This window comes from Acinetobacter sp. YH12236, from assembly GCF_013417645.1.
Taxonomy (GTDB): Bacteria; Pseudomonadota; Gammaproteobacteria; order Pseudomonadales; family Moraxellaceae; genus Acinetobacter.
Genome location: NZ_VPDM01000042.1, coordinates 1 through 22037 on the forward strand (window position 1 = coordinate 1; position 22037 = coordinate 22037).

A 22037-nucleotide genomic window follows, 5' to 3' on the forward strand; every position below is an offset into this window, starting at 1 on the left:
GGGATAAGGGCAAATTGTAGGTTTTATCTCAGGTTCAAATTTAAGATTTTAGCAGCACTCCAAACTCTACAATTTGCGTATAGTGGTAGCTAATCACTATATCAATCAAGATACAAGCAGCACTGCTCCGCAAGAGGGGGAGATTCAGATCGTCATCGAGAAAATCCGGTTCTCTGGCATACGACGCTTTAAACGTAAATCAAAAGCCATGCAAATATTGCGTACAAATGGTTTCCCTTTCTCCAAAATCGTGACTGAAGAGTCTTCAATTTTGATCAACTGATCCTGCTGCATTTCCACCAACTGCTTTAGAACTTCATCAATTTCAGCAAACTTCATGTCAGGTTTTGCCCAAGAAGTAGTAAAGCTACACATCAGATTCAGGATATGTTTACGAATAATCAGATCTTCCTGAGTCAGGATATGCCCTTTCACCACTGGAATCTGATTCTGTTCTAGCAGTTCATAATATTCTTCAATAGTTTTCACATTCTGCGCAAAGCTATACCAGCTATCACTAATCGAAGAAATTCCGAGTCCGATCATCACCTGAGTTTTAGACGCGGTATAACCCATAAAATTGCGGTGCAAAGTTCTAGACTGAAAAGACTGATACATACTGTCTTTCTCTAACGCAAAATGATCCATACCAATTTCATGATAACCATGCGCCAAGAGCTTTTTCTTACCCTCTTCATAGCACTGACGCTTGATCTCATCTTTCGGTACATCCGCATCTTTAAAACCGCGCTGGCCATTCCCTTTAATCCAAGGTACATGCGCATAGCTATATAAAGCCAGACGGTCTGGTAATAGGGAATTGGTCTGATCGATGGTATTTAAGACATCCTCCAGGCTTTGAAATGGCAGACCAAAAACCAGATCATGCGAAATCGATTCATAACCAATTTCACGTGCCCATTCAGTCACCTGTTTAACATTGTCATAAGGCTGAATCCGGTGAATGGCTTTCTGCACGGTTTCATTATAATCCTGCACGCCATAACTGACCCGACGAAAGCCCAGGTCATACAAGCCTTGCAAATGCTCACGCGTGGTATTGTTTGGGTGACCTTCGAAGCTGAATTCATGTTCTGCTGCAATCTCGGCTTTGGACAAAATGCCTTGAATGAGTTGGGTTAAATGTTCAATGGAAAAGAACGTCGGTGTCCCACCACCAAGATGAATTTCTTTGATGATGGTTTTTTCTTCTAATAACTCACAATACAGCTCCCATTCTTTCAGCACAGCTTGTATATAAGGTTGCTCGACTTCATGACGTTTGGTCACCCGTTTATGACAGCCACAAAAGGTACATAAACTTTCACAAAATGGCAGATGGATATACAGGCTAATGCCTTCAGTCGCATTCGACTCCTGAAAAGAACGTTTTAGTGTCTGCTTCCAAAGCTCTAGTGAAAATCCTGACTCTTCCCAATAAGGTACGGTTGGATAACTGGTGTAGCGAGGACCGGGGACATTATATTTTTGAATGAGAGAATTTGCCTGCACAGTCATGAATGCCTACCACCTTATCAGTCAGGTTAATGCGCTGCATAAGCGCTGTTGAGGTTATTGTGCGGAGCTCAAAAAAAGAATTCAACCTAGTAGTCTGGTCGGATTTAATGCTCTACACATCCTTCTAAAACATTAGGTTGAATGTTGTTACAGATGGTGAGCATCCAGAAAAACACCTTAATTTTTAGGCCATTTTATGCTTTGATGTTATCAGTCTTTTTATTTCCCTATGAGGGTTCTGATGCAGCATCCTACCTCTGCAGATATTCAACGCGTTCGCGATTTTCTCCTCGACCTGCAAGCCCGGATTTGTGCCGCGCTGGAACAGCAGGAACGTGCCGGTGGCGGTACAGCTGAATTTGTGATTGATGACTGGGAACGTCCTGAAGGTGGCGGTGGCCGTTCACGCGTGCTGCAAAATGGTAAGGTGATTGAAAAAGGCGGTGTGATGTTCTCTCACATCAATATTTCCAAACTGCCCGCTTCTGCCACTGAACGCCATCCGAATATAGCCGGAGCTAAAGCCCAAGCCATGGGTGTATCTTTAGTTATCCATCCTAAAAATCCGAACGTCCCGACCTCACATGCCAATGTACGTTTATTTGTGGCGGAAAAAGAAGGTCAGGATCCAATCTGGTGGTTTGGTGGCGGTTTTGACCTCACCCCTTTCTATCCAAATGATGAAGATGTGCTGTCATGGCACCAGACAGCGCATGATCTCTGTGCGCCTTTTGGCGAAGAGGTTTATCCGGAACATAAAAAATGGTGTGATGATTATTTTTATCTAAAACACCGTGATGAGCAGCGCGGTGTCGGCGGCCTATTCTTTGATGACCTGAATCAATGGGATTTTGAAACCTGTTTTCAATATATGCAGGCCGTAGGTAATGGTTATCTCGAAGCAATTCTGCCAATTTTCCAGCGCAATCAGGACAAGCCATATACTGAAGCACAACGTGATTTCCAGCTGTATCGTCGTGGCCGTTATGTGGAATACAATCTGGTATATGACCGTGGCACACTGTTTGGTCTGCAGACCGGTGGCCGGATTGAATCAATTCTAGTCAGCCTGCCACCTCTTACCGGCTGGTTATACCGTCCAGAATGGGCCGAAGGATCACCAGAAAAACGCTTGACCGATTACTACCTTAAACCATATGACTGGTTAACAGAATTAAAAACTAAATAAAGCAATCAAAATATTTAAATACAAATTGCCCTCAGATCGAGGGCTTTTTTAATGGATAAATCCTCTATACTGCAACTCAGAAAGATATTTCAGGATCTACTCCTTGATCTTAACTCTGATAAAGATAAATTCTGCTAGGTAAAAATAACAATGTTTAAGCTTCACCTTAATCCTGCTACGTTGGCCTTTTGGCTATTTCTGGCGCTTGGTATTAGTGCGATTAGTACCGCTGTTATCAGTCATAACCTGATTTTAGATGTAGTTGCCATTTCTGTGAGTGTCCTCACGATTGCCGGAACCTTATTTAGTATGGCCTTGCTCTTTGTCGAACATATTATTGAGATTTGCAGTTCCTAAACCTTTAATCTTTAGCCTGCTTTTCACTGCTGACAGGCTTTAGCCCTCCTGCATTTTCACGTATATTAATGGCCATTTCCGCACATGGACATGGTGAAATGAGCAAGCAATTTGCCGTCATTGGCAACCCCATCGAACAATCACGCTCTCCTGAACTGCATCAGGCTTTCGCTGCCAAAACCGGGGTCGATCTGACCTATACCAAACGCCTTGCCCCTCTGGATGGTTTCACAGCCAATATCCAGGAATTTTTTGCTCAGGGCGGTATTGGCATGAATGTGACTGTGCCCTTCAAAGAACAGGCCTTTGCCCAATGCCAAGTCCTTACCGAACGTGCCAAAATCGCCAAAGCCGTGAATACCCTATGGATGAAAGATGGCATTCTGCATGGCGACAATACTGATGGACAAGGCTTAGTCGAGGCTATTCGTGCTCTTGACTGGACTCTGGAAAATACCGATATCCTGATTATTGGTGCTGGTGGCGCGACCCGCGGCGTGATCTATCCATTGGTACAGGCTGGTGTGAAGAAGATTATCATTGCTAACCGTACTTTGTCACGTGCAGAACAACTGGTTGCCGATCTAAAAGACGCTGTGCCTCAAGCGGAGTTACAAGCCATTGCCTTAACTGATTTAGCCGGTGAGTTTGATATTGTAATTAATGCGACTTCTGCCAGTCTTAGTGGTGATGCGCTGGTACTACCTGAAGCTCTACAGTTTAAACATGCCTATGAAATGGCCTATGGCAAACCGTCCACGTTCTTAGATCAAGCCAAAGCCCGTGGCGTCCCTACCTCTGAAGGTTTCGGCATGCTAGTCGGTCAGGCCATTGAATCTTTCTATATCTGGAACGGAGTAAAACCTGAGTTGAAAGATTTTCTTTAATTCTGAATATTTTTGAGATGAACGGGTTAGTCATTAATCCGTTCGCTCTTTTCCTTTCATTAAAAATAATAAAATTAAATTGGATTTAATGACATGATTTATCCAATGATTAGACCCTAACATTCGTGTACAATTCATACAAAAATACCCCTAGACAATCTCCCTAAATGTTGATTAAAGTCCAGACAGATAAGCATTTTTAAATAGAAGTGCCTTATTTAAAGATGGAGAGTTCCGTTATTTAATCTTTAAACTTGTCTGATCTTCTCGATTCGCTTTTCTGACATTTTTATTTGTTGTCTTTATCAATGTTTTTTTATCCCCAATGTGAATAATCATAGAATCGATACAGATAATCCAAAACTATTTTAATCAGGATTAAACGCATGCCAGCATATAAAGCTCCTTTACGTGATATTCGCTTCTTAATGAATGAAGTGCTTGATTACCCTGCACATTACCAAAAACTGTCAAATGGCGAATATGCCGATGCAGATACGGTAGACATGATTCTAGAAGGTGCGGCAGATTTCTGTGAAAATGTACTTTCTCCACTGAACCAGACCGGCGATGCAGAAGGCTGTCATTTTGAAAATGGCGAAGTACGCACACCTAAAGGCTTCAAGGAAGCTTATGATCAGTTCGTGCAAGGTGGCTGGCAAGGTCTGTCTTATCCTGAAGAATTTGGCGGTCAAAACCTGCCGATGTCTTTAAACCTGATCAAATCCGAAATGATGGGTACAGCAAACTGGTCTTTCCAGATGTATCCAGGTTTGAGCGTGGGCTGTATCAATACCATCATCCAGTATGGTACTGACGAGCAGAAAAACACCTATCTACCGCATTTGGTTGCAGGTACCTGGTCAGGAACCATGTGTCTGACTGAGCCACAATGTGGTACCGACCTGGGTCAGGTAAAAACTAAAGCAGAACCGCAAGCTGATGGTACTTATGCGATTTCTGGCACTAAAATCTTCATTTCTGCGGGTGAACACGATTTAACTGAAAATATCGTGCACATCGTTTTGGCACGCCTTCCAGATGCGCCACAAGGCACTAAAGGCATTTCCCTGTTCATCGTACCGAAATTTATTGCCACTGAAGATGGCGGTATTGGTGAACGCAATGCGGTGAACTGTGGTTCGATTGAACACAAAATGGGGATCCGTGCCTCTGCAACAGCGGTACTAAACTTTGACAATGCAGTAGGTTATTTAATTGGCGAGCCAAACAAAGGCTTGCATGCCATGTTTACCTTCATGAATACCGCGCGTATTGGTACCGCAATCCAAGGTATCTGTCATGCAGAACTATCGTTCCAGGGTGCATTGCCATATGCCAAAGAACGTATGTCGATGCGTGCCCTGTCTGGTAAAAAAGATCCAGAAAAAGTGGCGGATGCGATTATCCACCATGCCGATGTGCGCCGTATGCTGTTGACCCAGAAAGCGATTGCTGAAGGTGGTCGTGCCATGATCTATCATGCAGCACAAATCGCAGATAACATGAATGATGCTCTGCTGCGTGGTGATACTGCTGAATTTGAACAGCAGGATGATCACTTAGGTTTCTATACCCCTATTCTGAAAGGCTTCCTGACTGAAATGGGTTATGAAGCAGCGAACCACGGTATGCAAGTATTTGGTGGTCATGGTTACATCAAAGAATGGGGCATGGAGCAAATCGTTCGTGACTCACGTATCTCCACCCTGTACGAAGGAACGACTGGTGTTCAGGCGCTTGACCTGATTGGTCGTAAAGTCCTGCTGACCTCTAAAGGTAAAGTGATTCGTGATTACACCGCTGAAATTCTGAAATTCTGTGGTCAGCATGCACGTAATAAATACATGCGCCGTTTTGCCTGGGACCTGACCAAGCTATGTGCACAGTGGAACGCGTTAACTGTACGTATCATGCTGGCAGCACGTAAAGATCGTGATATCGTATCCTCTGCTTCTGTGGACTTCCTGATGTTCTCGGGTTACGTCATGATGGCTTACTTCTGGGCACAACAAGCTGCAGTGGCTTCAGCGAAATTGGTTGCTGGTGATGGTGCAGAAGTTCCAGAGTTCTACAAAGCGAAAATTAAAACTGCTGATTTCTACTTTGAGCGTTTATTGCCACGTGCCCAAGGCCATGCTGAAGCAATGGTAAATCCATCAAAAACCATGACTTCACTGGCAGCAGAACACTTCAGCTTTGATTACTAAGTCAAAAACTTAGGTTTTAGCTTTAAAAAGAGCGCTACGGCGCTCTTTTTCATATGTCAAAATGATGACTTGATACAAAGAAAAATCTGCTGCGTACACAAACTACACAAATTTATATCTATAATTTTCAGACGTCTATTAAATAATCCATATAATTTACTTGAATATCTATAAATACAGGGTATGATGGCGATAACTAGAAAAATTCTTGTTTTGGTTAGTCTTCTTTTAAGTATCGCAGTTTTAGTCATAAACCTTCGTTTTAAAGATCAATAAGCTCCATCCTTTTTATTTTTCAAAGTTACAGCTAGTCATCTGAAATTTTGACTATAAATCCATAAGATTCAATAGGTTATATTATGTCTAACACAGTTACCGGTACAGTAAAGTGGTTCAACGAAACTAAAGGTTTTGGCTTCATTCAACAAGACAATGGTCCAGATGTTTTCGCTCACTTCAGCGAAATCCAAGGTTCAGGTTTCAAAACTTTAGCTGAAGGCCAAAAGGTTTCTTTCAGCGTAGCTCAAGGCCAAAAAGGTCCTACAGCGACTAACATCACTGCAATCTAATATTGCGAAGATGAAAAAAAGCACTCATTAGAGTGCTTTTTTTGTACCTTAAATTGGCTAATTTTAGTTTCTAGATCAATTAATTAAATTTTAAAGATAATTAAAAATATTCGCTTTTCATTCATCATCTTGTCCTAAATTTCTTCATCTAAATTTATTCAGGTTAAAACATGAAGAAACTGAGAAGAATTTTGATGATTTTAAAATCAAAAATTGCCCATAAAAATATAGAAGTTTTAATAAAAATTGTTATTTATTAATTACTTATATACGAAATTAAAAGAAATTCTGAAATTTACAAAAGTCTTGTCTACGGCTCCATCTTCCCTACATCACTGACTCCTATGATGAACTCATTGAATAAATATGAGTATGATCATGAAAAAATTAGTTTCTTCTTTAATGATTGGCTTGATCGCAACAACAGCTACCATGTCAGTAATGGCAGCTCCTGGACCGGATCATCGTCATCCAACGCCATCAGCGCATCATTTTGATAAGAAACCAATGCCGCATTAGAGGTGGTTTCCATAAAGCACCTCCTAAAGCGCATTTTAACCAGCATGATCGTTATGATAAATTTAGCAAGAAAGACCATAAGGGCTTCTTCAACAAAAACCATCACAATGGCCCGCATCACAAGTTACCACTTAGGTATCGTTAATCCGAATGGCTTAAATGCATAGTGGAGAGAGAAGAAAAAGCCCGATGTAACTCATCGGGCTTTTTCTTTTTAAACTGGATTAATTATTCGGATAGATTAGGCAATTAAAGAAACTCTTCCAGCACAGAGTTTAAAAAGATGTGACCTTGCTCAGTACATGCCAGACGTTCTGTATCTTCTACCATCAGTTGACGTTGGCGCAATGAAGTCAGCAATTCATCCAGTGTATCCAGACTATAGCCTGTTCGCTCAAGATAAAGCTTCGCTTCCACACCCTCATTTAAACGTAAGGCATTCATCATAAATTCAAACGGCATATCTGCCGCTTCGATGCGCTTAAACTGCAAATGTTCGGCTGGCACTTTGGCTAAATAGTCTTTGGGCAAACGGGTTTTCTGGAAACGGCAAACACCATCCGGTTGAGTCACTTTGCCATGCGCCCCTGCTCCAATGGCCAGATAATCACCAAATTGCCAGTAATTCAGGTTATGTGCCGAGGGTAATTCTTTACGCCAGGCAGAGACTTCATAATTGATAAAGCCATTGGCTTTTAAATAGGCCTCGCCCTGTTCCTGAATCTCTTCCAGTACTTCATCGACCGGTAAAATCGGCTGAGTACGGAAAAACACAGTATTCGGCTCAATAGTTAACTGATACCAGGAAATATGCGTAGCACCATTCTCGACTGCCAGTTTCAGGTCATTGAGTGCCTGCTCTAGTGTCTGTTCAGGTAAGCCATGCATCAAATCCACATTAATCCGTTGAAAACCAGCATCACGCGCCAGGCCAATCGCCGAGATCGCATCTTCATTGCTATGGATTCGGCCCAGCTTTTTCAGATGCTCGGTATTAAAACTTTGCACGCCAATCGACAGACGATTAATACCAGCTGCTAAATAGCCAGCAAATGGATCATGCTCCACTGTACCTGGATTGGCTTCCAGCGTGATTTCACAATTTTCTTCAAAAGGAATCAGTGCTTTCAGTTCGGTAAACAGCCACTGATAACCTGCAGCAGAGATCAGTGATGGCGTTCCCCCACCGATAAATACACTATGAATCGAACGGCCTTGGGCAAAATCAACCTGAGTTTTAAAGTCCTCTACCAGCGCATGCAGATATTCCCGCTCCAGGTCCAAAGACAGTTTTCCATCAGGTACGGCATGCGAGTTAAAGTCACAATACGGACATTTACGTACGCACCACGGCATATGGATATACAGGGATAAGGGAATAAGTGCAGGATTCAATTCAGCCAAAGAACTACTCAAAAACAACTACAAGATCTAGCGTAATTTTAACATGACTCGGCAACAACACTGCTAAAATTAAAATCGCCATCACCTAATGCTTAAAAATTTAAATAGAATTAGATAGTTAAAATTATGAAAATATCCTCCCAGCTCCTTATTTTATTGCCTTTGGTCTTTGCAATCGGGGTCTTGCTGACCTTACAGACGGCTATTAATACCCAATTAAAAGAATATTTATATTCTCCTATTCAAGCTGCATTTTTTTCCTTTTTGATTGGTACAATAGTACTTGCCGGCATCGTGCTGTTTCAGTCACATCCCAAACCAGGCTTACAGGAGCTGATGGCAATTCCCTGGTATCTCTGGTTAGGTGGTTTTTTGGGTGTTTATGCGATCAGCATGAGCATTTATGCTGCACCTAAAATGGGCTTCCTGACACTGACCGGAATGATTATTTTTGGTCAGATGGTGATGTCCATGATCGTCGATCAGTTTGGTCTGCTGGGCAATGAAAAAATGCCGGTGAACTGGCAACGTCTTTTAGGTGGCGTGGTGATTTTTATTGGTGTGCTTCTCACTTTACAACGCTAAACCTTATCTCTAAGCACATGATCACTAATGAGTAATTTTTGTGTCGAATGTTTTGACAGCCACAACCCGTCGTTATGAATTAAAACAGCTGTTCCATCTGATGTTGCCCATTATGGTCACACAATTCTCCCAGGCAGGTTTGGGCCTGATTGATACCATTATGGCCGGGCGTCTCTCACCAACTGATCTGGCAGCGATTGCGGTTGGTGTCGGCCTCTGGATTCCAGTCATGCTACTCTTCAGTGGCATCATGATCGCCACCACGCCTCTAGTCGCTGAAGCTAAAGGTGCACGTACACCTGAGAAAATTGCCACAATTGCGCGACAATCATTATGGGTCGCATTCATCCTTGGGGTGATTGCGGGTCTGGTTTTACAAGTTTTGCCCCTCTCTTTACCTTTACTAGGTGTCCCAGAAAGCTTGCAACCTAAGGCTGGTCTGTTCCTACATGCCATCGGCTTTGGTATGCCTGCTGTGACCATGTATGCGGCTTTACGTGGTTATTCTGAAGCCATTGGTTATCCACGTCCGGTCACTGCTATTAGCCTCATGGCGCTACTGCTTTTGGTTCCATTAAACTTCATTTTTATGTATGGAGTTGGCCCTATTCCGGCACTGGGCAGTGCCGGTTGTGGTTTTGCCACAGCAATTCTGCAATGGCTCATGTTAATGAGTCTGGCACTGTATATTTTTAAAAATCGGGTCTATCAAAGCAGTCAGCCATTTAGTCACTGGGAAAAGCTGAACGGATATTGGCTGAAACGGATTTTAAAGCTGGGCTTTCCGATCGGACTGGCAATTTTCTTTGAAGTGAGTATTTTTAGTACCGCAGCGATAGTCTTGAGCCCATTGGGTGAAACCATTGTGGCCGCTCACCAGATTGCTATTTCTGTTACCTCACAGCTGTTCATGATTCCGATGTCTCTCGCCATTGCACTAACCATTCGGGTGGGAACTTATTATGGTGAACAGAACTGGGATGCCATGCGTAGAGTGCAAGGCTTAGGTCTGATGACCGCGACGATTTTGGCTCTGCTCATCATGTTATTACTCTGGGTGTTCCGTAGTGAAATCGTAGCGCTTTATACCTCTGATCCTATGGTGACCCAGATTGCGCTTTATCTGGTGCTCTTTGCAGTGGCCTATCAGCTGATGGATGCCTGGCAGATCAGTGCTGCAGGTTGCTTACGCGGTATGCAGGATACCAAAGGCCCGATGTGGATCACCATGATTGCTTACTGGGTGATTGCCTTCCCGGTTGGAGTTTATTTGTCCCGTTTTGGCGATATGGGGGCGGCAGGTGTCTGGGTCGGACTGATTGTCGGTCTCAGTGTGGCTTGTGTCCTGTTGCTGGCACGGCTTTATGGCAATAACAAACGTTTAAGCCAGCGTGCCTAATCCTCTTATTATTTAAAAAAGATGCATTGAATTACTGATTTAATGCATCTTTCAATCCCTGTGGAATTTCCGACTCATCTGCCACTTCCTTAATTACTACCTGCCCCACAATCACATCTGTTCCATTAAAGGTCATGGTCGGTGCACCATAAAGCTCATAGCCTTCATTGAGTGCCTTGGTCACACGGGCACAAAAATTCACATCATCTTTGCCAGTAAAATATCGATAGACTTTCATTGAAATTTCTTGATCTTGAGATGCCATTATTTTAAGCCTTTCATCATAGAAAGGCACTTAAAAATCATGCTTTGCTCGCGCAAGAATAATTAAATAATTGATTTAAAAACTGCCGTACATACGCCGAGTTGGTTTAAAAATTGCATAAATCAAATGAACAATATCAAGCAAATATGAATACTTTGAGAAGCTTTGCAACATAACATCTACAATTAAATATAGGCAATTTATAGTTTGTCACCTATGATCAAATACACCCATAAAAATGGTGATTTTGAGGAATCTCGCATGGCAAAAACGGCTCGAACGCCTGGTCGCCGCTTTATGAAATTGGCTGGAATGACCGCAAGTATTGCAAGTAAAACCCTATCCAATTCGATTAAAAATTTAACTGCGGATGAAGAGCAGAAAAATGCTGCACGCAGTAAATTATTTCAGGATATTGGAGTACAGATTGCTGATACCTTGGGGGAAATGAAAGGTGCGGTGATGAAAGTCGGCCAGATTGCCTCACAATATAAAGATATTTTCCCGCCTGAAGTTGCTCGAGCCATTTCCAAATTGCAGCGTCAGGCTCCACCGATGCCATTTAAAGAGATTCAGTCACAGGTTGAAAAAGAATTAGGTAAATCTTTGCAGGACCTATTCCAGCAGTTTGATGAGCAGCCTTTTGCCGCAGCCTCGATCGGACAGGTGCATAAAGCGACGCTACCCGATGGCCAGCAGGTTGTGGTCAAGGTACAATATCCGGGAGTGGAAGAAGCCTGTGAAAGTGATCTGAAACAGGTTCGTCTTGCCTTACGTTTGATGGGTGTACTGAAAATTGACCGCAAATTGCAGGATCAGCTATTTAAGGAAATCCAGCATAGTCTGGACAATGAACTCAATTATGAAATTGAGGCACAGAACCTAGAAGTGGCGCGTGCCTTTCATGAATCGCTCGATCACCAAATTGTGATTCCGAAAGTATTTAGTGAATATTCTTCCCGCCATATTCTGACCCTAAGCTTGGAACAGGGTGAAAGTATGGAAACAGCCAGCCAATGGCCGCTAGAAACCCGTAATGCCCTAGGCCGCCGTTTATTCCGTGCGATTGGTCAGGAAATTTTCTATCTGAAACGTTTCCATTGTGATCCGCATCCAGGGAACTTTGCCTTCCGTGAAGATGGCTCGGTGATTATTTACGATTACGGCGGTGTTAAAACGCTTTCTACCGAGATCATTACTCATTTCAAAGAGTTGATCCATGCAGCCCGTGACAAGGATATTTCGACCATTGAACAGCAACTGGATGCCTTGCATACCCTGACAGAAACCGGAAAATTCCCGGCCGATCTGTATGAGCAATGGCTAGAAGTGCTGATGCGTCCTTTAACTACCAATTATGATTTTGCTGAAAACTCAGCACATCATGATGGAATGGAATTGCTCAAACCTTCTCTGAAATATTGGGATGTATTCAAACCGTCGCCGGATACCCTGATGGTAAACCGTACTATTTCCGGACAATACTGGAACTTGATTCATTTGAAAGTACATGATGATTTGAGTGATGTATTTGAAGAAATCGTGCCAAGTCGCAGTTAAGTTGAAGTAATAAGCTTACAAGCTGTAACCCTACTTCACTTGAAATATCAAATGTTACATTATAACATTACTCTTAAATTACAAGAGGAATATTACGATGCGTCCAGACATTCATCCCGAATATCGAGAAGTTTTATTTCATGACACCAATGCTGATGCCTACTTCGTGATTGGCAGCACCATGACTTCTAGCCAGACCAAGGAATATGAAGGTAAGACCTATCCTTATGTCACCCTGGATATTTCGAGTGCTTCACATCCGTTTTATACCGGTGAGCAACGTCAAACCAGTAATGAAGGTCGCGTAGCGAGCTTTAACAAACGTTTTGCCCGTTTTAAACGTGGTTAAACTTAAAACCTCCGATTTTTACTCTCAATTTAAATCGCGGTTTATGTCAGGAAATTACCTCCAATTTCCTGACTTTTTTATGCCTGCGCTAAAGCCAGCTGAGTTAAATAGAAGCCCACACCCAGCATCAATACTCCGACAATCACACTAGAGATCACATAACTGAGGGCAATCGTGACTGCACCCTGCTTAAGCAGCTGAAAAGTTTCTAGGCCAAAACTGGAAAAAGTCGTAAAGCCGCCCAAGATGCCTACCATCAAAAATAGCCGTGCTTCAGTTTGCAGGAAACTGTATTTCTGGCTAAGGGCAAAGAAAATCCCGGCAAACAGACAGCCTATAATATTGGTCCACCAGGTCGGCCACGGAAATAGCATCTGTGGCTTGGCAATCAACATTCCTGCTCCATAACGCAGTGTTGCCCCGATCGCGCCGCCCATTGCCACCAAAAGCCAGTTCATGTCTACTCCGTCTTTATTCGATCTTAAACCTTTTCTCAGCCACCATGTGGGACGAGAATAATGAATAACATCATGCACCTAAAATTGCAGAATGAACATGGATCTTTGCCAAAAAATTGGTATATTCGACGCCATTCAAATTGATTTAAGTCTAGAGGGAATCCACATGGCTCAGGAATTACTGGTTCAATTGGCTGCGGGCGAAGCTAAATTTGCAGATGTAATTGCATATATCGATGCGCGCTATGCTCATACACCAACTGCTTTTAAAAATGGTCAACAGGCTAATGCTGCCACTGAAAACCAAGGCAGTGCCAAAGTATTTTCATTTGCCCAACTGAATGGCCTAGATCAGGTACAAACCTTGAGCCTGTTTGCAGAACACTATGCGGCTGTACTGGCCACGCCAGAAGCAACGGATCACCAGAATATCCGCCAGTTCATGCAAAATGGCTGGGATGGCATTGCCTTTGAAAGTGAAGCACTGGTTGCCAAATAAGCATGTCTTTAAAATAAAAAACCGCCTATTTCTGGCGGTTTTTTATATCAAAATAACAGAACAAGATGACATTCATATTTAAGATTAAAATTATTTTTTGGAAGAAGTAGTTCACTTTAAAAATGAAAAACTATAAGGCTAAAAATAAATTAAATATCAATAAAGCCTGGTCACCCTGAAGCACTCCAAGCGACCCTTTCAGAAAGCCATAAGTTTTCCAGTTTTAACCTTTACCCACTTTCTCAATCCACTTGATTGAGCTGACCCGAAACACTTCACAAGCGCCATCACCGGTATCGGTTGGAGTTAAAGAGGATTTCCAGACGAGGTCTTTATCACGTACTTCCACCAGTTCCCCTTGCAAACGCACCAGGTCACCCCGTTTTACCTGTTTAATTGCTTTGGCAATTTGTGGATTGGCAGGGATGATGTGCATATTGGATACCATCTGTTTAGCCTGTTCAATAGGCACTGGCACGCGATCCATTTTCCAGTTCAGGTAACGGTTATACTGGTTGACTGTAATGTGCCGGGCAATTTCAGGTTGTGCAAACAGCCCCCAACTCACCGCATAATCGATCGGAGAGAACTTGGCCTGCTCATCGTCGGTATAAATTTTTGATCCCAGAATGCGGAAATCACCTTTAAACGGCTGCAAGACTGAAATAGATTGGTCTTTAGCCATCGGTGGCAGTCCTTTGGCAACATTATGGTCTACAGAAGTGTGACCATAAAGCGGTAGTAAAAGACTGGCCGCCAAAGCATAGTATCGAAGATGTTTGAACATAATTCTGTCTTTATTCCATCAAATCTTTTCAAGAATATCTTGTTTGATAGTACGATTTTTTTAATGAATAAATAGTTGAAATTAGTAACAAGTTGATCAATTTTGGTGAGCGGAGGGCTTTAGCTAATCTGATTATTTTCGGTTAATCTAAGCCTGTCTAAGAATCATTTGAATGCGACCATGCTGTATAAATTCTATCAACAACATATTTTTCCACATTTGCTAAATCAGGTCATGCAGACCCCATCCCTGATGGATTTACGCCGCGAATTATTATTGCCTATTACAGGTGAAGTCCTGGAAATTGGCTTTGGTACAGGATTGAATCTGCCTTTTTATCAGGCCGTCGATAAAGTCTATGCGCTAGAACCTAACTCGGACATTTTTAAACTGGCTGAGCAGCGTATCAGTCAAAGTCCTTTTGCGGTCGAACAGATTCAGTCTCGTGCAGAAGCCCTGCCTTTCGCAGAAAATAGTCTGGAAAATATCGTATCAACCTGGACCTTATGCAGTATTCCGGATCTGCATCAAAGTCTGCATGAAATTTACCGGGTTCTGAAGCCAGGCGGCCATTTTCATCTGGTTGAGCATGTGTTAAACCGAGAGCATCTCAACATTCAGCGCTTACAGCATTTACTCACCCCGATTCAGAAGAAAGTGGCAGATGGCTGTCATCTTAACCGGGATATTGAAACCGCTCTTTTAGAGGCCGGGTTTGACCTAGATGAAGTTCATTATATCGATGCAGAAGGTATTCCAAAGATTGGCCAGCGTATGCTGTTAGCTAGAGCGCATAAACCGCTTTAATCCAGCACTTTTAAATCAGTTATTCTAAACAGCCGGCATTGGGCTGATCTTGGATTGCCTATTCCAACCTGAAATTCTTGCTGGCTGGTCGCTGATTTGACCTGTACCCAGTCACCTTGCAGCCAGATCCGCTGATCTTCTTTTAAACGGCGAACCTTATTGGCAACAGCTTCGCTGGCGGCAATCACACTCAGGTTCAGCAAATGAGATTGAATGTTCGCAGGATTGGCTTGTGCGTCTGTAGCGGTCATATTAAAACAACGCCTGTCCTGCTCAAGCTTGAATGATTTAAATAAGCCACTCGCCACATTTGGTGCTGCCAGTAACAGATCAATATTGCTGACATAAGCCAGATCATTAAAACTTCCCACCACCGGACTGGCTGGATGAATGGTACGGCGCTCAGGCCCATAATACTGTTTGGCCAGTACGCGATATTCAGCCTGATGCGGCTCAATCGATTCTACTTGAAAATTTTTGAGTACTCCGGCCTGCTCCAGATTCGGAATCGCCCGAAAGTATTCCGACCAGATCCATAGTCCAAGCGCAAACAGTGCTGCGGCAATAATCAGTTTATCCATAGTGTAGCGTTGAAGCTTGCTGTCCTTCAGTCTTCAAAATCAATCCGGATGGTCTCAAAACGTACCCGCCCTTCCTGAATGGCTTGAGCAATTGCCATCTGGCCTTTGGTCAGACGTGCACCACCACTTTTAATATCAATCAAAACCACTTCAATATCTTCTGCCAGTCCTTCACCATCACGAAAATCGGTATAACCATCAAAGACTACATAATCCACCGGATCGCCTAAAAATTTGGCATCACTAGGTAGATATTGAAACTCTGGCATGATCGGTGCCAACTGCTCGGCCATTTTGCCTTTGAGTACCGCGCGACTGGTATTTACACTGCGTTTTTGTGCAGCGACTAAAGCTTGCTGATGTTCCAGCTCCAGCTCGGCAATATATTGTTCATATTCTGCTTTAATTCGACCATTTCGCGTCTGGCCCAGAATCAGAGTAGTTAAAACCACTCCAATACAGGCACCAATCAGCATAGCCATTCCAATGGACATTCAATCTTCCTAATCTGCTTTATTTTGCTGCCTACCTTCGACTGAAGTTGAAAGGGTCTGCCATCCAGTAAGCCTGCAAAGAATGATATGCTAGGCGGGAGCAGAATTAAATCATCCCGGGTCATGAAAACTATTTTAGTTGCAAATCAGAAAGGTGGCTGTGGTAAAACCATTACTGCGATTAGCCTGGCAGCTGCCCTGGCACAAAAGGGTTATAAAGTTGCTCTGGCTGATGCGGACAGCCAGAAATCGACCTTGCAATGGCTGAAACATCGCCCAAAAGATGCCGCGCCGATTCAGAGTCTGGACTGGCGGAATGCCAAATCGATTGGGGATGCGCCTAAAAACTTGGAATATCTGATTATCGATGCACCCGGAGCGCTAACTGAAGATCATGCCGAACAGCTAATTAGTGAAGCGGATGCCATCATTATCCCGCTGCAGCCTTCTTTTTTTGATATTGATTCTACGCGCCGTTTTCTCAAACATTTGCAGGATATTAAACGTATCCGTAAAGGCAAGGTTGAAATTCTGCTCCTCGCTAACCGCACCAAACCTAATGCAGCCAGTAATCAGGACATTCAGCAATTCTTTAATAAAATTGATCAGCAACCGGTTACCTGGATTTCTGAACGTGCACCCTATAGCCGACTGGCCATGCAAGGCCTGTCTATTTTTGATAAACAGCAGAAGATGTACCGTGAATTACAGGATCAATGGCAACCTTTATTGAATGCCATTATTGACGATCCAAGCCAATGGTTCTAGTTCTGTTATTTTTAGCCTCTTCTTTTTATTCTAAGGAAAATAATCGTACTACTTCCTGCACTATCGTTTTCGATCGCTTTTTTTTCAGTTAATATGCCTGACACGACCTAAAAAATGAGCTTCTAAATTCAGTGCAACAATACGCGCCCACACTACAAAAAGTCTTATTATTTGGACTATTTTTCATTCTGATTTTTTTGAGTTTTCACATACTCAAGTATTTCATCATTCCTGTAGTTTGGGCAGCCATTATTGCGTACATGACCTGGCCGCTGTATCAGTCGATCTTAAGAATGAGTGGCAATCGGCCGACACTGAGTGCGACCATTATGATTCTGGGTGTGATTCTGGTATTTGGTTTGCCTTTTATCTTTGCCATTTTTATGCTGCAACACGAAGGCCGGAACCTGTATTTTGAATTGCAGAAACAGGTATTCTCAGGTCATCTCAGCGTTCCAGATTTTATTCGCGGCCTGCCACTTGTAGGTAAGGAAATTACCCGCACCCTGAATGAGATAAATGCCGATCCAAACAGTATTGCACAGACCATTTCAGCTTGGATTCAGGGTCATCTGAATTATGGTAAAGTCGTACTGAATGAAATCAGTAAAAACGTCTTCAAGCTGTGTTTTGCCGTGCTGTCGTTATTCTTCTTTTATCGTGATGGCCATACCATTCTGAATCAGGTGCGTAAAGCCTTTGAAATGGTAGTCGGTCCACGTATTCATCATTATCTGGCTACAATTTCGGATACTACACGTGCGGTGGTCTATGGCGTAGGTTTAACGGCGATTGCCCAGTCTTTACTGGCAGGTATCAGCTACTTTGTAGCTGGCGTACCGAACCCGATGGTACTGACCATTATCACCTTTATTTTTGCCTTAATTCCTTTTGGCCCTCCGGTTGCTTATGGTGCAGTTTCGCTATGGCTATTCTCGCAAGGACAGACTATTGAAGCCGTTGGCGTCATGGTCTGGGGTGTCTGTATTGTGAGTACAGCGGATAACGTGATTCGTCCACTGGTCATTTCAGGCGCAACACAAATTCCATTCCTGCTGATCATGTTTGGTGTCTTGGGTGGCATTGCCAGTTTTGGTCTGGTCGGTGTCTTTATTGGACCGGTGATTCTGGCCGTACTACTGGCCATCTGGCGTGAATGGCTACATGAAAGCAACCTGAATGAACCTTTGATGATGCCTAAAGCCACTATGGCGCATGAGGTTGAACCGAAGAAAAAATTCCGTCTGCGCCGTAACAAGGCACCGAAATCACCAGACTGACTGGCTTAAACAAATTAAAACATTTAAGTACCGATTTTCCATAGTGCTTTTGGTCTTGCTCTGTTTCAATAGATTCCGAAAAGCAGAATAAAGATCAAGGTGTGATAATTATGTCTTCATTGTTTAAACTTACAGCTTTGTGCGCAGTCAGTGCCGCACTTTTTACCGGTTGCGCTTCAACCTCTACTTCGACTGAAAATGTTAAAACCGTGACCCTGAATGCAGTCTCTGCACAGGGCATCGGTGAATCGATTGGTACCGTATTATTGAGTGACAGCCCGGCGGGCCTGGTGATTCGTACTAACCTGAAACAGCTTCCTGCGGGTGAGCGTGGTTTCCACATTCATGAAAATGGTTCATGTGCACCGGGTGAAAAAGATGGCAAACCAGGTGCTGCACTTGCTGCCGGCAGTCACTACAATCCGAATCAGGCACCTCATCATGGCACACCCATGACGGGTCATCTGGGTGACTTACCAGCCCTTAAAGTAAACACTGATGGTACAGCACGTGTGACTCTGCTTGCGCCACGCCTGAAACTGGCAGATGTTCAGGGTCGTGCCATCATGGTCCATGCAGGCGGTGATAACTATTCAGATGAACCGCAGCCATTAGGCGGTGGCGGTGAACGTATTGCATGTGGCGTAATCTGATTTATTACAGATTATTAGCATTCAAAAACGGGCTTCTTGCCCGTTTTTTAGTAGATATTTCTTTTGAAATTGGCGCTTAAATTGCATTCAAAACCGGCAGTCAAATACCACGGATCATATTCTTGTGAATAGCTCAGATTCCATATTGCATCCTCTTCAGCACATACTTAAAAAAGCCCTGTTGCCTTTTCAGTCCAGTGCCTTGATGACTTACTGTTTGCAGATGTTCATTGTGCTTTCAGGAACGACTTTTGGTCTAAAACTTCTCGGTTATGAAACCTTGATTGTTCCGGTCACTTTAGGGGCAATTGCCACCGCCCTGACCGATTTTGATGACCGTTTAAGTTTAAGGCTGCGCAATCTGGGGCTGGTCATGCTGCTGTTTTTTGCGGTCAGTAGCATGCTGGAATTTCTGCATCCCTATAAAATCTGGTTTGCACTCTGGCTATCACTTTCTAGTGCCGTATTTATCTTAATGGGGGCTTTGGGACAGCGTTATGCCACCATTTCTTTTGGCACTGTATTGCTGTCCATTTACACTATGTTTGGCTTGGGAGAATATGCGCACTGGTACGAACAGCCGCTTTATTTTGTAGTTGGTGTGCTGTGGTATGGCCTGACTTCTATCCTATTTTATCTGATTCGTCCAACTTTACAGGTTCAGGAAAATCTGTCCATCAACCTACAACAGATGGCAGAGCTGCTATCGACCAAAGCCAAATTATTTGATCCAGATAATCAGAATAATGTCGAGCCGCTGCTCTACGAGCTTTCCTTAAAAAATACCCAAGTCATTGAAAGCTTTAACCGCACAAAAGATTCTTTACTGACCCGACTCAAAGCCTCACGTCCGAATCATAAAACTATTTACTGGCTGAATCTTTATTTTCTGACCCAGGATATCCATGAACAGGCGACTGCCAACTATCTGCATTATGAGCAGATTCACCAGCATTTTAGCCGTACCGATCTGATCTTTCGGATTCAGAAAAATATTCACTTGCAGGCACTTGCCTGCCAGCAGTTGGCTGCTTGCGTATTGCGTAATGAAACTTATCAACTTCCTGAACAGCATCAACTGGCACTCAAAGCATTAGAAGCCTCTATGCAGGACTGGATTGCCCAGCATCCACAGAATATTGAGGTAAAAAACTTACAGCTCATTCTGAGCAATCTGCTGAGTGTGCATGAACAGCTGCAACATTTGCAGGATGGACAAGCCATTTACCGTCCAGATTATCCAAAGTATTTTGATGATTCCAGCCTGTTTGATGATGATCTGCGTGGACCTGCGGATTTCTGGCTGAAATTAAAACCCCATTTGGGACCGCAATCGGCGCTGTTTCGTCATGCGGTGCGGATCGCTTTGGTCTTTCTGGTCGGCTATGCAATTTCTCTATTGCCCTTTGCCAAAAATGGCTACTGGATATTGCTGACCAGTCTGTTTGTATGCCAGATCAGTTATTTCGCTACCAAAAGCCGTTTAAAACTGCGGACTTTAGGTACTCTACTTGGGGTCGTTCTGGGAATTCCAATCCTGTATTTTGTACCAAGTATTGAAGGCCAGTTGCTGCTTACGGTGATTTTTGGTGTCGGCTTTTTCTATTTGCGCTCCAAGAAATATGCTATGGCCACATTGATGGCAACCTTGGTGGTACTGCTGATTTTTAATCTGAAAGGCGCAGGCTATGCTGTCATTCTGCCGAGAATTATCGATACCCTAATTGGCTGTCTGATCGCCTGGCTGGCGGTCAGCTGCATCTGGCCAGACTGGAATTTCCGTAATATTTCCAGCAATATCAAAAAATCTTCCCAAGCGACGCTGAACTATTTACTGGCTATTCTGGAGCAATATCAGCATGGCAAAAATAACAGCATTGCTTATCGAACAGCACGTCGTTTGGCCCACAATGCCCAGATTGACCTTTCCAATATGATTTCCAGTCTAAGTACCGAACCGAATCCAGATCCGGTGCTGATTCGCAATGCCTTCCGTTATCTGGTTTATAGCCACAGTCAGCTCAGTTATATTTCCGCATTGGGTAGCCATCGTGAACAGGTATCTGATCCGCAAATTCTGCAACTGCTTTCTGCCTGTCAGCAGACTTTAACTAATGCCCTGTCAAATCCTGAAAATGTACCGCAGCAGGACATTCAAGGCCAATTGGCAGAAATCCGGCAACTGAGTCAGCAGGAACATATTTCCACCCACCTGCTGCTGGTACTTAAACAGATCAGTCTGTTACTGGAAACCTTGCCTGAATTATTGTCTCTAAGACAGCAATTACTAGCTGTTGAAATTAAATAACCAAGTAGAGCACTAGGATATAAGTATTTAAAATAATTCATTTTATTTTATAAATTTCTTTTGCTTAAATCGGCAGATTGGGTACACTCAAGCCTGATTGAATAGAACATAGAAGAGTGAGCGCGCGTGAATATTAAAACTTTACGTCTGGTTGGATTGCTTGAAGGTATTTCATTTCTGCTGCTGTTATTTATTGCCATGCCGGTCAAGTACATGATGGATAACCCGATTCTGGTGAAATATATCGGCATGGGTCATGGCGTTCTTTTCGTGCTTTTTCTTGTGGTGTTATTTGCAGTCTGCGAAAAACAGAAATGGTCTCTGAGTATGTTTATTCTGGGTTTGATCGCTTCGATTCTGCCATTTGGACCATTTATCTTTGATATTAAATTAAAGAAGTTGGAGCAGCCGGCTGAAGCTTAACTTTTGGATTCTAATCATTATTAAATCCATAATGGACGTTTCCTCTCCTTTTAGGAGATGAGATACCGTCTTGGTAGTCAATCAGGTTTTGAGATTATTCGACCACTAAATAATCTCTTTGATAGGCAGTCTGATGTTTTAAAACGCCATAACACAGATGTATAAGCT

At 43.2% G+C, this 22037-nt stretch carries 24 protein-coding genes; 16 read left to right on the forward strand and 8 right to left on the reverse strand.

What is annotated here, in order from left to right:
* Positions 1 to 144 precede the first annotated feature (144 nt).
* Positions 145 to 1518, reverse strand: coding sequence for an oxygen-independent coproporphyrinogen III oxidase (gene hemN, locus FTV14_RS14075; protein WP_180054057.1), 1374 nt, complete (start codon positions 1516 to 1518; stop codon positions 145 to 147).
* Positions 1519 to 1759: 241 nt separating this feature from the next.
* On the opposite strand from hemN, the gene hemF reads away from it, so the two are divergent.
* The 5 genes from hemF to FTV14_RS14100 all read left to right on the forward strand — a co-directional run bounded on the left by hemF (position 1760) and on the right by FTV14_RS14100 (position 6730).
* Entirely contained in the window at positions 1760 to 2707 is a 948-nt protein-coding gene (gene hemF, locus FTV14_RS14080) for an oxygen-dependent coproporphyrinogen oxidase (protein WP_180054058.1), read from the forward strand.
* A gap of 150 nt (positions 2708 to 2857) precedes the next feature.
* Complete coding sequence (locus FTV14_RS14085) at positions 2858 to 3064, forward strand: hypothetical protein (protein ID WP_004786985.1); 207 nt, start codon at positions 2858 to 2860, stop codon at positions 3062 to 3064.
* 98 nt (positions 3065 to 3162) lie between these two features.
* A complete protein-coding gene (gene aroE / locus FTV14_RS14090) occupies positions 3163 to 3951 on the forward strand; it encodes a shikimate dehydrogenase (protein ID WP_180054059.1) in 789 nt (262 codons plus the stop codon).
* 386 nt (positions 3952 to 4337) lie between these two features.
* Positions 4338 to 6161 carry an acyl-CoA dehydrogenase C-terminal domain-containing protein gene (locus FTV14_RS14095; RefSeq protein ID WP_166135889.1) on the forward strand — a complete coding sequence of 608 codons (1824 nt, stop codon included), beginning with the start codon at positions 4338 to 4340 and terminating at the stop codon, positions 6159 to 6161.
* 359 nt (positions 6162 to 6520) lie between these two features.
* The gene (locus tag FTV14_RS14100; protein ID WP_004786992.1) at positions 6521 to 6730 is read left to right on the forward strand and encodes a cold-shock protein; all 210 of its coding nucleotides are present in this window, start codon (positions 6521 to 6523) and stop codon (positions 6728 to 6730) included.
* A 427-nt stretch (positions 6731 to 7157) separates the two neighbouring features.
* Here the strand turns inward: FTV14_RS14100 and FTV14_RS14105 are convergent, their stop codons facing one another.
* Positions 7158 to 7367 (reverse strand): hypothetical protein, encoded by a 210-nt coding sequence (locus FTV14_RS14105; protein ID WP_180054060.1) that lies wholly within the window; start codon positions 7365 to 7367, stop codon positions 7158 to 7160.
* Between the two features lie 131 nt (positions 7368 to 7498).
* Positions 7499 to 8653, reverse strand: coding sequence for a radical SAM family heme chaperone HemW (hemW, locus tag FTV14_RS14110; protein WP_180054061.1), 1155 nt, complete (start codon positions 8651 to 8653; stop codon positions 7499 to 7501).
* Positions 8654 to 8779: 126 nt separating this feature from the next.
* Here hemW and FTV14_RS14115 point away from each other — a divergent pair, with 126 nt between their 5' ends.
* Together FTV14_RS14115 and FTV14_RS14120 are read left to right on the forward strand one after the other, a co-directional pair.
* Positions 8780 to 9238, forward strand: coding sequence for a DMT family transporter (locus tag FTV14_RS14115; protein WP_004786999.1), 459 nt, complete (start codon positions 8780 to 8782; stop codon positions 9236 to 9238).
* A 40-nt stretch (positions 9239 to 9278) separates the two neighbouring features.
* A complete protein-coding gene (locus FTV14_RS14120) occupies positions 9279 to 10637 on the forward strand; it encodes an MATE family efflux transporter (RefSeq protein WP_179992138.1) in 1359 nt (452 codons plus the stop codon).
* Between the two features lie 31 nt (positions 10638 to 10668).
* On the opposite strand, the gene FTV14_RS14125 is transcribed toward FTV14_RS14120, so the two are convergent.
* Positions 10669 to 10875: a DUF1737 domain-containing protein gene (locus FTV14_RS14125; RefSeq protein WP_034701512.1), complete on the reverse strand. Its 207-nt coding sequence runs from the start codon at positions 10873 to 10875 to the stop codon at positions 10669 to 10671.
* A 288-nt stretch (positions 10876 to 11163) separates the two neighbouring features.
* On the opposite strand from FTV14_RS14125, the gene FTV14_RS14130 reads away from it, so the two are divergent.
* Positions 11164 to 12462: an AarF/ABC1/UbiB kinase family protein gene (locus FTV14_RS14130; protein ID WP_004787005.1), complete on the forward strand. Its 1299-nt coding sequence runs from the start codon at positions 11164 to 11166 to the stop codon at positions 12460 to 12462.
* 97 nt (positions 12463 to 12559) lie between these two features.
* Positions 12560 to 12811: a type B 50S ribosomal protein L31 gene (locus FTV14_RS14135; RefSeq protein ID WP_004787006.1), complete on the forward strand. Its 252-nt coding sequence runs from the start codon at positions 12560 to 12562 to the stop codon at positions 12809 to 12811.
* Between the two features lie 77 nt (positions 12812 to 12888).
* On the opposite strand, the gene crcB is transcribed toward FTV14_RS14135, so the two are convergent.
* Positions 12889 to 13269 (reverse strand): fluoride efflux transporter CrcB, encoded by a 381-nt coding sequence (crcB, locus tag FTV14_RS14140; RefSeq protein ID WP_180054062.1) that lies wholly within the window; start codon positions 13267 to 13269, stop codon positions 12889 to 12891.
* A gap of 166 nt (positions 13270 to 13435) precedes the next feature.
* Here crcB and FTV14_RS14145 point away from each other — a divergent pair, with 166 nt between their 5' ends.
* Entirely contained in the window at positions 13436 to 13768 is a 333-nt protein-coding gene (locus FTV14_RS14145; RefSeq protein WP_180054063.1) for a HopJ type III effector protein, read from the forward strand.
* A 223-nt stretch (positions 13769 to 13991) separates the two neighbouring features.
* On the opposite strand, the gene FTV14_RS14150 is transcribed toward FTV14_RS14145, so the two are convergent.
* Positions 13992 to 14555 (reverse strand): hypothetical protein, encoded by a 564-nt coding sequence (locus FTV14_RS14150; protein ID WP_004787012.1) that lies wholly within the window; start codon positions 14553 to 14555, stop codon positions 13992 to 13994.
* A 180-nt stretch (positions 14556 to 14735) separates the two neighbouring features.
* On the opposite strand from FTV14_RS14150, the gene FTV14_RS14155 reads away from it, so the two are divergent.
* Positions 14736 to 15362, forward strand: a complete 627-nt coding sequence (locus FTV14_RS14155) for a class I SAM-dependent methyltransferase (RefSeq protein WP_180054064.1) — start codon at positions 14736 to 14738, stop codon at positions 15360 to 15362.
* Here FTV14_RS14155 and FTV14_RS14160 read toward each other — a convergent pair.
* Positions 15359 to 15943, reverse strand: a complete 585-nt coding sequence (locus FTV14_RS14160) for a hypothetical protein (protein WP_180054065.1) — start codon at positions 15941 to 15943, stop codon at positions 15359 to 15361. The genes FTV14_RS14155 and FTV14_RS14160 overlap by 4 nt on opposite strands.
* A 26-nt stretch (positions 15944 to 15969) precedes the next feature.
* The gene (locus FTV14_RS14165; protein WP_004787020.1) at positions 15970 to 16437 is read right to left on the reverse strand and encodes a Holliday junction resolvase-like protein; all 468 of its coding nucleotides are present in this window, start codon (positions 16435 to 16437) and stop codon (positions 15970 to 15972) included.
* Positions 16438 to 16560: 123 nt separating this feature from the next.
* On the opposite strand from FTV14_RS14165, the gene FTV14_RS14170 reads away from it, so the two are divergent.
* From FTV14_RS14170 to FTV14_RS14190, 5 genes are all read left to right on the forward strand, one after another.
* Positions 16561 to 17205, forward strand: coding sequence for a ParA family protein (locus FTV14_RS14170; protein ID WP_166135852.1), 645 nt, complete (start codon positions 16561 to 16563; stop codon positions 17203 to 17205).
* Between the two features lie 131 nt (positions 17206 to 17336).
* Positions 17337 to 18485: an AI-2E family transporter gene (locus FTV14_RS14175; protein ID WP_180054066.1), complete on the forward strand. Its 1149-nt coding sequence runs from the start codon at positions 17337 to 17339 to the stop codon at positions 18483 to 18485.
* Between the two features lie 110 nt (positions 18486 to 18595).
* Positions 18596 to 19138: a superoxide dismutase family protein gene (gene sodC, locus FTV14_RS14180; RefSeq protein ID WP_180054067.1), complete on the forward strand. Its 543-nt coding sequence runs from the start codon at positions 18596 to 18598 to the stop codon at positions 19136 to 19138.
* Positions 19139 to 19343: 205 nt separating this feature from the next.
* Complete coding sequence (gene yccS, locus FTV14_RS14185; protein WP_257219789.1) at positions 19344 to 21446, forward strand: YccS family putative transporter; 2103 nt, start codon at positions 19344 to 19346, stop codon at positions 21444 to 21446.
* Positions 21447 to 21572: 126 nt separating this feature from the next.
* Positions 21573 to 21869, forward strand: a complete 297-nt coding sequence (locus FTV14_RS14190; protein WP_180054069.1) for a DUF3817 domain-containing protein — start codon at positions 21573 to 21575, stop codon at positions 21867 to 21869.
* The last annotated feature ends 168 nt before the right edge of the window (positions 21870 to 22037 follow it).

Coding starts and splice junctions, on each gene's coding strand:
- aroE (WP_180054059.1), top strand. CDS start 3,163: ATGAGCAAGCAATTTGCCGTCATTGGCAACCCCATCGAACAATCACGC.
- yccS (WP_257219789.1), top strand. CDS start 19,344: ATGACTTACTGTTTGCAGATGTTCATTGTGCTTTCAGGAACGACTTTT.
- FTV14_RS14100 (WP_004786992.1), top strand. CDS start 6,521: ATGTCTAACACAGTTACCGGTACAGTAAAGTGGTTCAACGAAACTAAA.
- FTV14_RS14170 (WP_166135852.1), top strand. CDS start 16,561: ATGAAAACTATTTTAGTTGCAAATCAGAAAGGTGGCTGTGGTAAAACC.
- FTV14_RS14145 (WP_180054063.1), top strand. CDS start 13,436: ATGGCTCAGGAATTACTGGTTCAATTGGCTGCGGGCGAAGCTAAATTT.
- FTV14_RS14095 (WP_166135889.1), top strand. CDS start 4,338: ATGCCAGCATATAAAGCTCCTTTACGTGATATTCGCTTCTTAATGAAT.
- FTV14_RS14150 (WP_004787012.1), bottom strand. CDS start 14,555: ATGTTCAAACATCTTCGATACTATGCTTTGGCGGCCAGTCTTTTACTA.
- FTV14_RS14160 (WP_180054065.1), bottom strand. CDS start 15,943: ATGGATAAACTGATTATTGCCGCAGCACTGTTTGCGCTTGGACTATGG.
- FTV14_RS14165 (WP_004787020.1), bottom strand. CDS start 16,437: ATGTCCATTGGAATGGCTATGCTGATTGGTGCCTGTATTGGAGTGGTT.
- hemN (WP_180054057.1), bottom strand. CDS start 1,518: ATGACTGTGCAGGCAAATTCTCTCATTCAAAAATATAATGTCCCCGGT.
- FTV14_RS14115 (WP_004786999.1), top strand. CDS start 8,780: ATGAAAATATCCTCCCAGCTCCTTATTTTATTGCCTTTGGTCTTTGCA.
- crcB (WP_180054062.1), bottom strand. CDS start 13,269: ATGAACTGGCTTTTGGTGGCAATGGGCGGCGCGATCGGGGCAACACTG.
- hemF (WP_180054058.1), top strand. CDS start 1,760: ATGCAGCATCCTACCTCTGCAGATATTCAACGCGTTCGCGATTTTCTC.
- FTV14_RS14130 (WP_004787005.1), top strand. CDS start 11,164: ATGGCAAAAACGGCTCGAACGCCTGGTCGCCGCTTTATGAAATTGGCT.
- FTV14_RS14125 (WP_034701512.1), bottom strand. CDS start 10,875: ATGAAAGTCTATCGATATTTTACTGGCAAAGATGATGTGAATTTTTGT.
- FTV14_RS14135 (WP_004787006.1), top strand. CDS start 12,560: ATGCGTCCAGACATTCATCCCGAATATCGAGAAGTTTTATTTCATGAC.
- sodC (WP_180054067.1), top strand. CDS start 18,596: ATGTCTTCATTGTTTAAACTTACAGCTTTGTGCGCAGTCAGTGCCGCA.
- FTV14_RS14155 (WP_180054064.1), top strand. CDS start 14,736: ATGCTGTATAAATTCTATCAACAACATATTTTTCCACATTTGCTAAAT.
- FTV14_RS14085 (WP_004786985.1), top strand. CDS start 2,858: ATGTTTAAGCTTCACCTTAATCCTGCTACGTTGGCCTTTTGGCTATTT.
- FTV14_RS14105 (WP_180054060.1), bottom strand. CDS start 7,367: ATGCGGGCCATTGTGATGGTTTTTGTTGAAGAAGCCCTTATGGTCTTT.